Genomic DNA, 12,827 nt, shown 5'->3' on the forward strand with positions numbered 1-12,827 from the left:
GTGCCGCCACCGCCGGGACAGACCCCCCGGGAGGGCCCCGTGCCGCGCACCGCATCGACCGTGGACGTCGTCATCGTGGGAGCCGGCCCGGCCGGTCTCGCCGCCGCCCGCCATCTGACCGGCGCCGGAGTGTCGGTGACCGTACTGGAGGCCGCGCCACGGATCGGGGGCCGGGCCGCGACCGAGGAGATCGACGGCTTCCGGCTGGACCGGAGCGGCCGCCCGCTGGCGGTCTCCATCGGCGAGCTGCGCCGTACACCGGGCCTCGGGGCGCTGGCGCTGCGGCCGTTCGCGCCCGGTCTGTGTCTCCACAACGGCCTGCGGGCGCAGCGCATCAGCTCGCCCCGGAGCACGAGGGGCGCACTGTACGCGGCGCGCGCCCTCTCGCGCGCCACCCCCTCAACACCCGCCGACCGCCCGGTGGTTGAGACCCTCGCGGGCCGCCCCGGCTTCCCCCCGCGCCCCCAGGACGCGTTTCTGCGGCCGCTGCTGGCCGCGCTGACCTGCGACCCCCGGCTGCGCGGCTCCAGTCGCGCGGCCGCCCGGGTACTGCGCGACTTCGCCGAGGGCCGCCTGTGCCTGCCGGCCGGCGGTGCCTGCGCCGTCCCCGAACTCCTCGCCGCCGCCCTGCCCCCCGGCACGGTCCGTACGTCCGTCCGCGCCACCTCGGTCTCCGCCAACGGCGTCGGCACCGCCGCCCACGGGCCGCTGGCCTGCCGCGCCGTCCTGGTGGCGACCGGGGCGCACGACGCGGCCGAGCTGCTGCCGGGGCTGCGGGTGCCCGCCTTCCATCCGGTGACCGTGCTGCACCACACGACGGGCACCGCCCCGGGCCCGCGCAACGGCTTGGCCCCCTCCCGGGACACGGCGCTGATCCTCCCGACGGACGGCCCGGTGGCGCACACCTACGCCGCCGGCGCCATCGATCCCTCGCGTACGCCACCGGGCCACTCGCTGATCACCACGACCGTGCTCGGCGCCGCCGCCTCGCTGCCGCTGTCCGTCCTGGACAAGACGGTCCGGCCGCAGCTGGAGAAGCTCTACGGCACGGCGACCGACGGCTGGCGGCTGCTGAGCGGCCATCACGATCCCTACGCGGTACCGGCGATGCCCGCGCCGTTCGATCCCCAGCGGCCGGTGCGGGTGCTGTCGGGGCTGTATGTGTGCGGCGACCACCGGGACACCGGCACGCTCCAGGGGGCGCTGCACTCGGGCCGCCGGGCCGCCCGCGCCCTGCTGCGGGACTTCGGCCTGCCGGCCCTCGCCGAGCCGCGCACCCTGCACCCGGCGGCATGAGCCGCGCCGCCGGGCGGCCCTCACCCCATGGCGGCGACCCGGTCCCGGTACCCGCGCACCGCCGCCGCATCGCGGTACGGCTCCAGGCGGCGCTCGAAGTCCCGTACGTACTCATGGGCGCGTACCGACCGCATTTCGGACGCCTGGAGCGCCGCCTCCGCGCCGAGCGTGCAGGCCTGCTCCAGCTCTCCCAGGCCCAGCCGGGCGCTCGCCAGCACCACCCGGCAGAACAGACGGCTGCGGGCGAAGGAGGCCGGCCGGAGCTGGAGCGAGCGCTCCGCGTGCTGGGAGGCGGCGCGGTACTGCTGGAGATCGCGGTGGCAGTGCGCCAGCTCGTCGGCCAGCTGGGCCTCGTCGAAGAACCGCGCCCAGTACGGGGTGTCGTCACCGGGCCGGGCGGCCTCCAGCGCCCGCTCCGCGCGGGCCAGCGCGGCCGTGCAGGCCCGGACCTCGCTCATCAGGCCGTGCCCGCGCGCCTCCGCGGAGTGCAGCAGCGCCTGGACGACCGGCGGGGCGCTGCTGCCGACGCCCTGCTGGGCGACCCGCGCCAGCTGGACGGCCTCCCTGCCGTGCCCCAGATAGACGGCCTGCCGGCTCATCGTCACCAGGACGTAGGACCCGTACGCCCGGTCGCCGGCCGCCTGCGCCAGCCGCAGGGCCTGGACGAAGTACCGCTGCGCCAGGCCGTGCGCGGCGATGTCGTACGAGGTCCAGCCGGCCAGCCGGGTCAGATCGGCGGCGGCCGCGAAGAGCCGGCGGCCGGTCGCCTCCCCGTAGGTGCCGCGCAGCATCGGCTCGGCCTCGTGTTCCAGGTAGCGCACCAGGGCCTGACGGGCGTGGCCGCCGCCGTAGGCGTGGTCCAGCGCCCGGAACAGCTCGCCGACCGAGCGGAGCGCGGCGATGTCGCCGGAGGTGACCCGGGCGCCCGGGGTGCGGTCGACGCGGTCGGTGCGCCGCTGGCGCGGCACGGCCGGGCGGCCGCCCTGGACCGGGACCCGGCCGCCGGCGTCCGCGCCGGTCTCGCCGCGGGCGACGCGTTCGTCGGCGCGGCCGATCAGCCAGTCCCGGCTGGGCACCACGAGCCCGGCGGGGGTGAAGGCGATCTTGCGGAGTTCGGCATGGCTGCCGGAGTCCTTGCGCCACAGGCCGCTGACGATGTCCACGGCCTCGCTGGGGCTGGCGGCGAATTCGAGCCCGGCGTACACCGGCGCACAGGCGTCCAGGCCGAGATCCTGCGCCGAGAGCCGGCGCCCCAGCCTGCGGGTGAAGACCTCCGCGATCAGCGCGGGGGTGGTGCCTCTGGGCTGCTGGCCGCGCAGCCAGCGGGTCACCGAGGTCTTGTCGTAGCGCAGGTCGAGGCCGTGCTCGATGCCGAGCTGATCGACCCTTCTGGCCAGCCCTGCGTTGGAGAATCCCGCCTCGGCGATGAGCGCGGCGAGCTGGCGGTTGGGCGTGTGTTGCGGGGGTCGTTCGGTCATCGGCTTTACCGGTCTCCTGCCTTCCGAGCCTGGCCGCCGGGCTCGGCTCACCCTGTCCGGCAACGCTCCTTCGCCCTTGTGGGACGGCGTGAATGTAACGGCCTTCGGCGCCGTTCTGACGACCTGTGCCCCGCGTTCATCCGATCGTGTGAGCAGGAAACCTCCGGCCCGGCGGAACGGACCCCGGCGGCCCGGAACCGGCCGCCTGCAGCGGGCGGGCGCGGCGGTCGTACAGTTGCATGGGCGCGATATGACTCTCCTGGTGCAGCACCGTGCAGCGGGAGACGGAAGTGCGAAGAGGAGCTGCCGTGACTGCGATCTCTCGGGGGGAGACCCCCGCACCCGAGGGGCTGCGCTTTGTGCATATGGGCTTCGGTGCCGATGCCGTGGACTACGAGACCGCGTGGCAGGAGCAGCGCCGGGTACATGCCGCCCGGTTCGCCGACGAGGTCCCGGACACCTGCCTGCTGCTGGAGCACCCGCCCGTATACACCGCCGGACGGCGCACGTCCGACGACGAGCGGCCCCTGGACGGCACTCCCGTCATCGATGTGGACCGCGGCGGCAAGATCACCTGGCACGGCCCCGGCCAGCTCGTCGGCTACCCGATCCAGAAGCTGCCGCGCCCGGTGGACGTCGTCGCCCATGTCCGCCGCCTCGAGGACGCCCTGATCCGGGTCTGCGCCGAGTTCGGCGTGGAGACCAGCCGGGTCGAGGGGCGCAGCGGCGTGTGGGTGCTGGGCGACCCGGTGGAGCAGCGGGCGGCGCTGGGCGGGCTGAATCTGGACTTCGACCCGCGGGTGGCGGACGAGATGTTCGACCCGCGGCTCAACGGCCCCGAGTACGCCCCCTCCAACGCCGGCCAGCGCCGCGAGGACCGCAAGCTCGCCGCGATCGGCATCCGCGTCGCCAAGGGCGTCACGATGCACGGCTTCTCGCTGAACGTGAACCCGGACAACACCTCGTTCGACAAGATCGTCCCGTGCGGTATCCGTGACGCCGGCGTCGCCTCGCTCGCCAATGAGCTGGGCCGCGACATCACCATCGCCGAGGTGCTGCCCGTCGCCGAGAAGCATCTGCGCGACGTCCTGGAGGGCGCCGAGCTCCTGCCCCGCGCGGTCTGACGCGAAGTCGCCGGGAATGCGACCCCGCCGTACGGGGTTGCCCTGCACGTAACGCCATGACGTCCAGCGGTAACGCAAGGGCATGACGTAAAAACGTGCGAATTTACGGGCGTACCCTGGTGGACGCCGAAGAATCGAAGTCGTAGGGAGCCGGACGTGTCCGCTGTCGCACCCGACGGACGCAAGATGCTGCGCCTGGAGGTCCGGAACAGCCAGACCCCCATCGAGCGCAAGCCCGAGTGGATCAAGACCCGGGCGAAAATGGGTCCCGAGTACAACCATCTGCAGGGCCTGGTCAAGAGCGAGGGACTGCACACGGTCTGCCAGGAGGCGGGCTGTCCCAACATCTATGAATGCTGGGAGGACCGCGAGGCGACGTTCCTCATCGGCGGTGAGCAGTGCACCCGCCGCTGCGACTTCTGCCTCATCGACACCGGCAAGCCGCAGCCGCTGGACCGCGACGAGCCCCGCCGGGTCGCCGAGTCCGTGCAGACCATGGGCCTGAAGTACGCCACGATCACCGGCGTCGCGCGCGACGACCTGGAGGACGGCGGCGCCTGGCTCTACGCCGAGACGGTCCGGCAGATCCACGCCGCGATGCCCGGCACCGGCGTCGAGCTGCTGATCCCGGACTTCAACGCGGTCCCCGAGCAGCTCGCCGAGGTCTTCTCCTCCCGCCCCGAGGTGCTGGCCCACAACGTCGAAACGGTCCCGCGGATCTTCAAGCGGATCCGCCCCGGCTTCCGCTACGAGCGGTCGCTGGAGGTCATCACCAAGGCCCGCGAGGCCGGACTCGTCACCAAGTCCAACCTGATCCTGGGCATGGGCGAGGAGCGCGAGGAGATCAGCCAGGCGCTGCAGGACCTGTACGACGCGGGCTGTGAGCTGATCACGATCACCCAGTACCTGCGCCCGACCGTGCGGCACCACCCCATCGACCGCTGGGTCAAGCCCGCCGAGTTCGTGGAGCTCAAGGAGGAGGCCGAGGAGATCGGCTATGCGGGTGTCATGTCCGGCCCGCTGGTCCGCTCCTCCTACCGTGCCGGCCGCCTTTACCAGCAGGCCATCGAGCGGCGCGAGGTCGAGGCGTCCAGTCAGGCGGTTTGATCCGCCCGGCGTGCCGTCTTGTGAATCGTGGCACATGCTGTGAGGACACGGCCCGCACTCCCCCAGGCCGGGGGCGTGCGGGCCGCGTCAACGTTTCATCGGTGTTTGACCAGCAGGTCATCCGTTGGTAACACCGTTCCGTGACGATGGATGCACGCACTGCTCCCGCAGCCATCGCGCCTCCGACCTCCCCGAGGGAGTCCACACGATGCAGGCCGCGCCGCTCCGCGCCACCCCCCGTCCCCTGCCCTCCGTCACCGGCGCCCTGCGTGCCGTCGAGGCCGTCCTGCTGCGCGGCGGCCAGCGCACGGCTCGCCGCAACGCGTGGACATCGGTCCTGGAGGACCGCCGCCGCGCCAAGGACCGGTACGAGGCCGAGTACGTACTGGAGGCCGCGGCGACCCGCCGTCCCCAGGCCACGTAGACTGCGCTGTATGGCGAGGAAGGCAAACGCTGAGGGCGCTTCCGGCGCTGCCGGCGCTGAGAACCCCGGGCGACTGAAGCAGATCGCCCTGACCTACAAGATGACCCGTGGGGTCGACTCCAAGGTCGGTCTTGTCGTCGCTGGCGTAGGCATCGTCGTATTCGGCGTTCTCCTTGCCATCGGCTTCGCGATCGGCCACCCCATCTACGCAGGCATTCTGGGCTTCGTCCTGGCCTTCCTCGCGATGGCGATCGTCTTCGGACGGCGCGCCGAGCGGGCTGCCTTCGGGCAGATGGAGGGCCAGCCCGGAGCCGCTGCCGCCGTGCTGGACAACGTCGGGCGCGGCTGGACGACCACCCCCGCGGTGGCGATGAACCGCAGCCAGGACGTGGTGCACCGCGCCGTCGGCAAGGCCGGCATCGTGCTGGTGGGCGAGGGCAACCCCAACCGCCTGCGCGGCCTGCTGGCGGCCGAGAAGAAGCGGATGGCGCGTACGGTCGCCGACGCCCCCGTCCACGACATCATCGTGGGCGACGGCGAGGGCCAGGTGCCGCTGAAGAAGCTCCGTACGACCCTTCTGAAGCTTCCGCGCGTGCTGCCCGGCGCCCAGGTGACGATCGTCAACGACCGGCTGCGCGCCCTCGGCGACCTCATGAGCAACATGCCGGTCCCGAAGGGCCCGATGCCCAAGGGCATGCGCATGCCGAAGGGCGGCGGCAAGGGCCGCTGATCCGACAGGACCTATCACGACGCCCCGGGGCTTTGGCTCCGGGGCGTTTTGTGTGGGGCGGTGTGCGGGGGGCTGTATACGAGTGCGTGGAGGCGGAGTGGAGGTGGCGGGGGCGAGGGCTTGGTGCGAGTGCGGGGCGGGCACGGGACGCTCGCCCTCGACACGAGCCCCTGGTACCGGCCCCGGCCCCAGGTCCTCGGACCTGCCTTTGTCTCAGATCCGTACCTCGACGGACCGGGCCAGCCGGTCGTGCAGCCCGCGGCCGTCCCGGTCCCAGACCACCGCCGGGATGACCACGACCAGCAGAACGGTCCGCAGCACCACCCGCGGCAGCGAAACCGGCCCGCCGCCCTCGGCGACCACCCGCAGGCCCAGCATCCGCTTGCCCGGTGTGAAGCCGACCGTGCCGACCGTCAGCAGGCTGAGCACGGCGAAGACCAGCAGCGCCCAGTTGCTCGCCGACTGCACCTTGCCGCCGCTGAGCAGCCCGTAGGCGATGAGCATGCACAGCGCCCAGTCGATGCACAGAGCGCCCAGCCGGCGCCCGAAGCGCGCGATCGAGCCGGGCCCCTGCTCCGGCAGCCCGAGCCGTTCGCCGCGGTAGCCGAAGTCGACACCCATGTCCTCGGCCGTCGCGCGGGGCCCGGAGATCCACGATCCGATTGCTTGCCTGTTGTCCACCCGACAACGGTACTGCGACCGGATTCGCTCCTTTCGCGGAGGTCCGGCACGGGACCGGGGCGCGGGCCGGGAGGTGCCCGGAATGCGGCTCTTTGGCGCACACTGGGGGACAAAGGCGACCGCGCGGCGGTTAACCTCGGCGAAACAAATGGGTCATGCTTGAGAAATCCCGCCTGCCTAAGGTCGGGCGAGCGCGCCACTGCACAGGGACGCGCTCCGAGTAGCAACCCCGGCAACCCCGGGTCCGCCGACCGGTGACCGGGCTAGGAGGAGTGGGATGTTCCAGAACGCCGACGAGGCCAAGAAGTTCATCGCGGACGAGGACGTCAAATTCATCGACGTCCGGTTCTGCGACCTGCCCGGTGTGATGCAGCACTTCACGATCCCGGCGAAGGCGTTCGACCCGGCCGAGGAGCTCGCCTTCGACGGCTCCTCGATCCGCGGCTTCCAGGCCATCCACGAGTCCGACATGGCGCTGCGCGCCGACCTGTCGACGGCCCGCGTGGACCCCTTCCGCCGCGACAAGACGGTCAACATCAACTTCTTCATCCACGACCCGATCACCGGCGAGCAGTACAGCCGTGACCCGCGCAACATCGCCAAGAAGGCCGAGGCCTACCTCGCCTCCACCGGCATCGCGGACACCGCGTACTTCGGTCCCGAGGCCGAGTTCTACGTCTTCGACAGCGTCCGTTTCGAGACCAAGTCGAACGAATCCTTCTACCACATCGACTCCGAGGCCGGCGCCTGGAACACCGGTGCGGTCGAGGACAACCGCGGCTACAAGGTCCGCTACAAGGGCGGCTACTTCCCGGCCCCGCCGGTCGACCACTTCGCCGACCTGCGCGCCGAGATCTCCCTCGAGCTCGAGGCCTCCGGCCTTGAGGTCGAGCGCCAGCACCACGAGGTCGGCACGGCCGGCCAGGCGGAGATCAACTACAAGTTCAACACCCTCCTCGCCGCCGCCGACGACCTGATGCTGTTCAAGTACATCGTCAAGAACGTCGCCTGGCGCAACGGCAAGACCGCCACCTTCATGCCCAAGCCGATCTTCGGTGACAACGGCTCCGGCATGCACGTCCACCAGTCCCTGTGGCAGGGCGGCGCGCCCCTCTTCTACGACGAGCAGGGCTACGCGGGCCTCTCGGACACCGCCCGCTACTACATCGGCGGCATCCTCAAGCACGCCCCGTCGCTGCTGGCCTTCACCAACCCGACGGTGAACTCCTACCACCGCCTGGTCCCCGGCTTCGAGGCCCCGGTCAACCTGGTCTACTCGCAGCGCAACCGCTCCGCGGCCATGCGCATCCCGATCACGGGTTCGAACCCGAAGGCCAAGCGCGTCGAGTTCCGCGCCCCGGACCCGTCGTCGAACCCCTACCTCGCCTTCTCCGCCCTCCTCCTCGCGGGCCTCGACGGCGTCAAGAACAAGATCGAGCCCGCCGAGCCGATCGACAAGGACCTCTACGAGCTCGCCCCCGAGGAGCACGCGGGCGTCCCCCAGGTCCCGACCTCCCTCCCGGCCGTCCTCGACGCCCTCGAGGCCGACAACGAGTACCTCCAGCAGGGCGGCGTCTTCACCTCCGACCTGATCGAGACCTGGATCGACTACAAGCGCACCAACGAAATCGCGCCGATCCAGCTGCGGCCGCACCCGCACGAGTTCGAGCTGTACTTCGACATCTAAGATCGCCGCGGGCCGGAGCGGGTTTCCGCTCCCCCGGGTCGTCTGTGGGCCGTCGGCCGTGTTCCTCCCGTTTCGGGGGGCACGGCCGGCGGCCTTTTTTGGGCGTGTGGGAAGGGGTCAGTTCCGGCGGCGGCGTTGGCCGTAGGGGCCTTGGCGGTCGTGGGGGCGCCATTCTTCGTCGTGGAGGTCGCGTTCTCCGGTCTCCGGTTTTTCTCCGTACGTGGTGAACTTCTCGCCTCTGTCGGCCTTTTTCGCCATCGAGTCGAGCGGGTCGGGCTGGGCGTCGCCGTAGCCCTCGCGTTCCAGCTCGGGTAACGGGCCGGGGGCGGGCGGCTTGAGGGCCGTTCGCTTCGTCTTGTCCTTGCGGCGAGCCATGTCAGCCGTTCTCCCGCTGGTCGTGTGCCGGGGCGGTGGACCTGACCAGCAGGGTCGCGGTCAGGGCTGCGAGGAGTGTGATGCCTACGGACCACCACAGGGCGGTGGTGTAGCCGCCGAGGGTTGCCTTGGTGATCGCTTGCGCCACCTGCGGTGGGAGCTGGCGCGGGTTGATGGCCTGGGGGTTGCCGACCGCATGGGCGGAGGTGGAGCCGAACCCGCGGAGCATCCGCAGCCCGGAGGCGAGGGCCGAGGAGAGGATGCTGCTGAACAGCGCCGCGCCGAGCGTCCCGCCCAGCTGCTGGGCCGTGGTGGTCGCTGCCGCGCCCCCGCCGCAGTCCGGTGCGGCGATGCCGGCCGTGGCGAGGGAGAACAGGGGCATCAGGGCCGTGCCGAGGCCGAGGCCGGCGAGGAGCATGGCGGGCAGGACCAGGGTGGCGTACTGGCTGTCGGGGGTGAGGAGGGCCAGCAACGCCAGGCCGAGCGCGGTGAGCAGCAGGCCCGGCAGGATCAGGTTGCGTGGCGCCACGCGGTGCAGCAGACGGGCGGAGACCTGGGTGGCGCCGATGACGACCGCGACGGCCGTGGGCAGGATCGCCATGGCCGTACCGAACGGGGAGTAGCCCTGGACGGTCTGCAGGTACGCGGTCAGGGTCGGGAAGAGGGCGAACGTGCCGGCGCCGGCCAGGAACAGCCCGAGGAAGGCGCCGAGGCGATTGCGGTCCCGGGTGAGGTACTGCGGCAGGAGCGGGGTGGCCGCCTTGCGCTGCCACGCCGCGAAGGCCACGAGCAGGGCGATGCCGACCGCGAACAGGGCCAGCACCAGGAGGTCGGTCCAGCCGCGCGAGGCCGTCTCGTGGAAGCCGTGGACGAGGGCGAGGATTCCGCCGGAGCCGAGCAGCAGGCCCGGCGCGTCGAAGCGGGGGCCGGTGCGCACCGGACGGTCGTGCACCAGGGTGGCCGCACCGATCAGGACGATGACTGTGAGGGGGACGAGGGCGAACAGGGAGATACGCCAGCTGCCCAGGTACTCGAGCAGCCATCCGCCGGCGAGCAGGCCGACCGCCGAGCCGCCGGCGGCGACCGCGGCGTAGATCCCGAAGGCCTTGCCGCGTTCCTTCGGGTCGGTGAAGTTGGCCGCCACCAGTCCCAGTGCGGCCGGCGACAGCAGTGCGGCGCAGACGCCCTGCAGGGCGCGGGCGGCGACCAGCACGCCGGACGTGGGGGCGAGACCGCCGAGCGCCGCGGCCGCCGCGAAGCCGGCCAGCCCGATGATCAGCATCCGCTTGCGGCCCACCAGGTCCGCGAGATGCCCGCCGAGCAGCAGCAGCCCGCCGAAGGCCAGTTCGTACGCGGTGAACAGTGGGCTCAGGGCGTCGGAGGGCAAGTGCAGGTCGGCCATGACGGACGGCATCGCCAGCCGCAGGGACGCCGCGTCGAGCAGCACGAACAGCTGTACAAGTGCGACCACCGCCAGGCCGCCCCAGCGCCTGGGGTGCGGGAGCGAAGGGTCCTGGAGATGGGGCGGGACGGGGGCGGCGGGCCAGGCGTGGGGGGCCGCGCCCGGGGGTGGTCCGAAGCCCTGCGGGGGGACGGAGTGCGCCGGGGTGGTGGGCGAGTACGCGGGCGGCGGCGGTGCCGACGGCTGCGGCGCCGCAGCGGCGGCGGCAGCGGGCGTGCCGACGGCCGTCTCGGGGGCGTAGTCCAGCAACTGGGCGGCATGGCGGCCGAGTTGGGCCAGCACCGCGCCCGGCAGCCACTCCCCGTCCGCGTCCGCCTCCGTGCGGGCGGCGACCTGCTGGAGGGTGGGCCGCTCGGCCGGGTCCTTGGCGAGGCACTCGCGGACGAGATCGAGCAGCGACGCCGGTACGCCGGCCAGGTCCGCCTCCTCCTCGGCGATCCGGAAGAGGTGGGCGTTCAGCCCGGTCTCCGTGGCGCCGAAGAGCAGGCGTCCGGTGGCGGCGAAGACGAGGACGGCGCCCAGGCAGAACACATCGCTGGCGGGGGTGAGTTCGAGGCCGCGTACCTGCTCGGGTGACATGAAGCCGGGGGAGCCGATCAGCATGCCGGTGCGGGTGTGCAGGCTGTCCCCGGCGAGGCTGTCCATGGCGCGGGCGATGCCGAAGTCGATGACGCGCGGGCCGTCCACCGTCACCAGGACGTTGGACGGTTTGAGGTCCCGGTGGATCAGGCCCGCTTCGTGCACCGCCTGGAGGGCGAGGGCGAGGCGGTTGGCCAGCACCCGCACGGAGTTCTCGGGCAGCGGCCCGAAGTCGTCCGCCACCACGGTGGTCAGGTCGGGCCCCGGGATGTACTGGGTCGCCACCCAGGGCACCGCGGCCTCGGTGTCGGCGTCGAGCACGTCCGCCGTCCAGGTGCCGCCCACCCGCCGGGCGGCCGCCACTTCACGGGCGAAGCGTCTGCGGAACTCCGGGTGCTGTGCGTGCTCGTCCTGGACGACCTTGACCGCGACGGTCCGCCCGGCCTCGGAACGGCCCAGATAGACCAGGCCCATACCGCCGGCGCCGAGGCGGGCGATCAGGCGGTACGGGCCTATGTGCGTCGGGTCTGAGGGGATCAACTGGTCCACGGGGGCAAGGTAATCCACGGTGCGGGCCCCGGTACGGGATTCCGCACTTCCCTTGCTTCCTTTCCGCTGCGGCCGCCCGTTGTACGTCCCTTTGCGTGCGTCGCGCCCCCGGGCGGCGGCCGCCCGGGCGCCGCGGTGTCCGCGCGTACGGCGCCGCAGAGCTGACCCCCGTACAGCTGCCGCGGCGCCGCGTCCTGCGCTACTGCGTCGCCGGGATGTGCTGGGTCACGCAGTGCACGCCGCCACCGCCCCAGGCGAGGGTGCGGGCCAACTTGCCCACGATCTGCTTGGCCGGGAACAGCGTCTGGAGCTGGGCGAGGGCGAGGGCGTCCGTCGACTCACCGGCGGTGGGGACGACCACGCTGCCGCCGGTCTCGTAGTAGTTGGTGTAGCTGAACGTCTTCACCTGCAGCCCGTGGTGCGTGAACTGCGGCTGGTGGTGCATCTCCACGAGCTGGAAGCTGCGGCCGCGGGCGTCGGTGGTGTTCTGCAGGACGGCGCGGTTGGCTTCCATCCGGTCGTGGTTCGGGTTGGCGGTGTCGGGCTGGGTGTGGATCAGGAGCTTGGCGGGGCCGAGGTAGGCGGCGATCAGATCGACGTGCCCGTTGGTGATGTCGTCGAAGGCCAGGCCGTAGGGCAGCCAGATGACCTTGGTGGCGCCGTAGGCCGCGCGCAGGGTGCTCTCGATCTGGGCCTTGGTCATGCCGGGGTTGCGGTTGGGGTTGAGCAGGCACTCCTCGGTGGTGATGAGCGTGCCCTGCCCGTCGGTGATGACGGATCCGCCCTCGAGGATCATCGCGACGTCCTGGCGGGGGACGTTCAGGTACTGGCAGACGCCGACGGGCAGGAAGTCGTCCTTGTCGAACGGGTACTTGTTGCCCCAGCCGTTGAAGCCGAAGTCGAGGCCGAGCTTTGCGTTCTTCGGCTGGTTGAGGGCGAAGATCGGTCCGGTGTCGCGGGCCCAGCAGTCGTTGACCGGGTACTCGGTGACGGTGACGGTGCTGCCGCACTGCGCGCGGGCCGCGGCGGCCTCGCCCGGTTCGGCGAACATGACGACCGGCTCGTACTGGGCGATGGCGGTGGCGATGCCGGCGATCTCGGCCTGGACGTCGTTCAGCAGTGCTCCCCAGCCGTCGGTGCGGTCCCAGGGCCAGGCCATGACACAGCCGGAGTGCGCCTCCCACTCGGCGGGCGCGGTGTAGTTCTCGCCGTTGTAGGTGGCGGCGAGGGCGCGGCCGCTGAAGGTGGTGACCGCGGCGGCCGTCATGGCTGCGGCGCCGAGGAAACCACGACGGGACATTCTTGTCACGTTCATGAGATCACTCCTGGACAAAG

11 protein-coding genes are annotated in these 12,827 nt (G+C 71.9%); 6 read left to right on the top strand and 5 right to left on the bottom strand.

What is annotated here, in order from left to right:
- The first annotated feature begins 39 nt into the window (after positions 1-39).
- The gene (locus AC5677_RS11165) at positions 40-1,296 is read left to right on the top strand and encodes an FAD-dependent oxidoreductase (RefSeq protein ID WP_497194868.1); all 1,257 of its coding nucleotides are present in this window, start codon (positions 40-42) and stop codon (positions 1,294-1,296) included.
- A 20-nt stretch (positions 1,297-1,316) separates the two neighbouring features.
- Here the strand turns inward: AC5677_RS11165 and AC5677_RS11170 are convergent, their stop codons facing one another.
- Positions 1,317-2,774 carry an NsdA family TPR-like regulatory protein gene (locus AC5677_RS11170; protein ID WP_497194869.1) on the bottom strand — a complete coding sequence of 486 codons (1,458 nt, stop codon included), beginning with the start codon at positions 2,772-2,774 and terminating at the stop codon, positions 1,317-1,319.
- Between the two features lie 365 nt (positions 2,775-3,139).
- On the opposite strand from AC5677_RS11170, the gene lipB reads away from it, so the two are divergent.
- The 4 genes from lipB to AC5677_RS11190 all read left to right on the top strand — a co-directional run bounded on the left by lipB (position 3,140) and on the right by AC5677_RS11190 (position 6,159).
- The gene (gene lipB / locus AC5677_RS11175; protein ID WP_497196584.1) at positions 3,140-3,898 is read left to right on the top strand and encodes a lipoyl(octanoyl) transferase LipB; all 759 of its coding nucleotides are present in this window, start codon (positions 3,140-3,142) and stop codon (positions 3,896-3,898) included.
- 156 nt (positions 3,899-4,054) lie between these two features.
- Entirely contained in the window at positions 4,055-5,005 is a 951-nt protein-coding gene (gene lipA, locus AC5677_RS11180) for a lipoyl synthase (RefSeq protein ID WP_497194870.1), read from the top strand.
- A 208-nt stretch (positions 5,006-5,213) separates the two neighbouring features.
- Positions 5,214-5,429: an SCO2195 family GlnR-regulated protein gene (locus AC5677_RS11185; RefSeq protein WP_497194871.1), complete on the top strand. Its 216-nt coding sequence runs from the start codon at positions 5,214-5,216 to the stop codon at positions 5,427-5,429.
- A gap of 10 nt (positions 5,430-5,439) precedes the next feature.
- Positions 5,440-6,159, top strand: a complete 720-nt coding sequence (locus AC5677_RS11190) for a DUF4191 domain-containing protein (protein WP_497194872.1) — start codon at positions 5,440-5,442, stop codon at positions 6,157-6,159.
- A gap of 213 nt (positions 6,160-6,372) precedes the next feature.
- Here AC5677_RS11190 and AC5677_RS11195 read toward each other — a convergent pair whose 3' ends face one another.
- On the bottom strand, positions 6,373-6,840 hold the full coding sequence (locus tag AC5677_RS11195) for an RDD family protein (protein ID WP_497194873.1): 468 nt from the start codon (positions 6,838-6,840) through the stop codon (positions 6,373-6,375).
- A gap of 277 nt (positions 6,841-7,117) precedes the next feature.
- Between AC5677_RS11195 and glnA the strand changes: the two genes are divergently transcribed.
- Complete coding sequence (glnA, locus tag AC5677_RS11200) at positions 7,118-8,527, top strand: type I glutamate--ammonia ligase (protein ID WP_497194874.1); 1,410 nt, start codon at positions 7,118-7,120, stop codon at positions 8,525-8,527.
- Between the two features lie 117 nt (positions 8,528-8,644).
- On the opposite strand, the gene AC5677_RS11205 is transcribed toward glnA, so the two are convergent.
- The 3 genes from AC5677_RS11205 to AC5677_RS11215 form a co-directional block, all read right to left on the bottom strand.
- Entirely contained in the window at positions 8,645-8,902 is a 258-nt protein-coding gene (locus tag AC5677_RS11205; RefSeq protein WP_497194875.1) for a hypothetical protein, read from the bottom strand.
- A gap of 1 nt (position 8,903) precedes the next feature.
- Entirely contained in the window at positions 8,904-11,492 is a 2,589-nt protein-coding gene (locus tag AC5677_RS11210) for an MDR family MFS transporter (RefSeq protein WP_497194876.1), read from the bottom strand.
- Positions 11,493-11,691: 199 nt separating this feature from the next.
- Positions 11,692-12,807, bottom strand: coding sequence for an agmatine deiminase family protein (locus AC5677_RS11215; RefSeq protein WP_497194877.1), 1,116 nt, complete (start codon positions 12,805-12,807; stop codon positions 11,692-11,694).
- Positions 12,808-12,827: the final 20 nt, after the last annotated feature.

The organism is Streptomyces sp. JLSY215 (assembly GCF_059682825.1).

Excerpts from the sequence above, each read along its gene's own strand:
- AC5677_RS11215 (WP_497194877.1), bottom strand. The coding sequence starts at position 12,807 with ATGAACGTGACAAGAATGTCCCGTCGTGGTTTCCTCGGCGCCGCAGCC.
- glnA (WP_497194874.1), top strand. The coding sequence starts at position 7,118 with ATGTTCCAGAACGCCGACGAGGCCAAGAAGTTCATCGCGGACGAGGAC.
- AC5677_RS11170 (WP_497194869.1), bottom strand. The coding sequence starts at position 2,774 with ATGACCGAACGACCCCCGCAACACACGCCCAACCGCCAGCTCGCCGCG.
- AC5677_RS11205 (WP_497194875.1), bottom strand. The coding sequence starts at position 8,902 with ATGGCTCGCCGCAAGGACAAGACGAAGCGAACGGCCCTCAAGCCGCCC.
- lipB (WP_497196584.1), top strand. The coding sequence starts at position 3,140 with ATGGGCTTCGGTGCCGATGCCGTGGACTACGAGACCGCGTGGCAGGAG.
- AC5677_RS11190 (WP_497194872.1), top strand. The coding sequence starts at position 5,440 with ATGGCGAGGAAGGCAAACGCTGAGGGCGCTTCCGGCGCTGCCGGCGCT.
- AC5677_RS11185 (WP_497194871.1), top strand. The coding sequence starts at position 5,214 with ATGCAGGCCGCGCCGCTCCGCGCCACCCCCCGTCCCCTGCCCTCCGTC.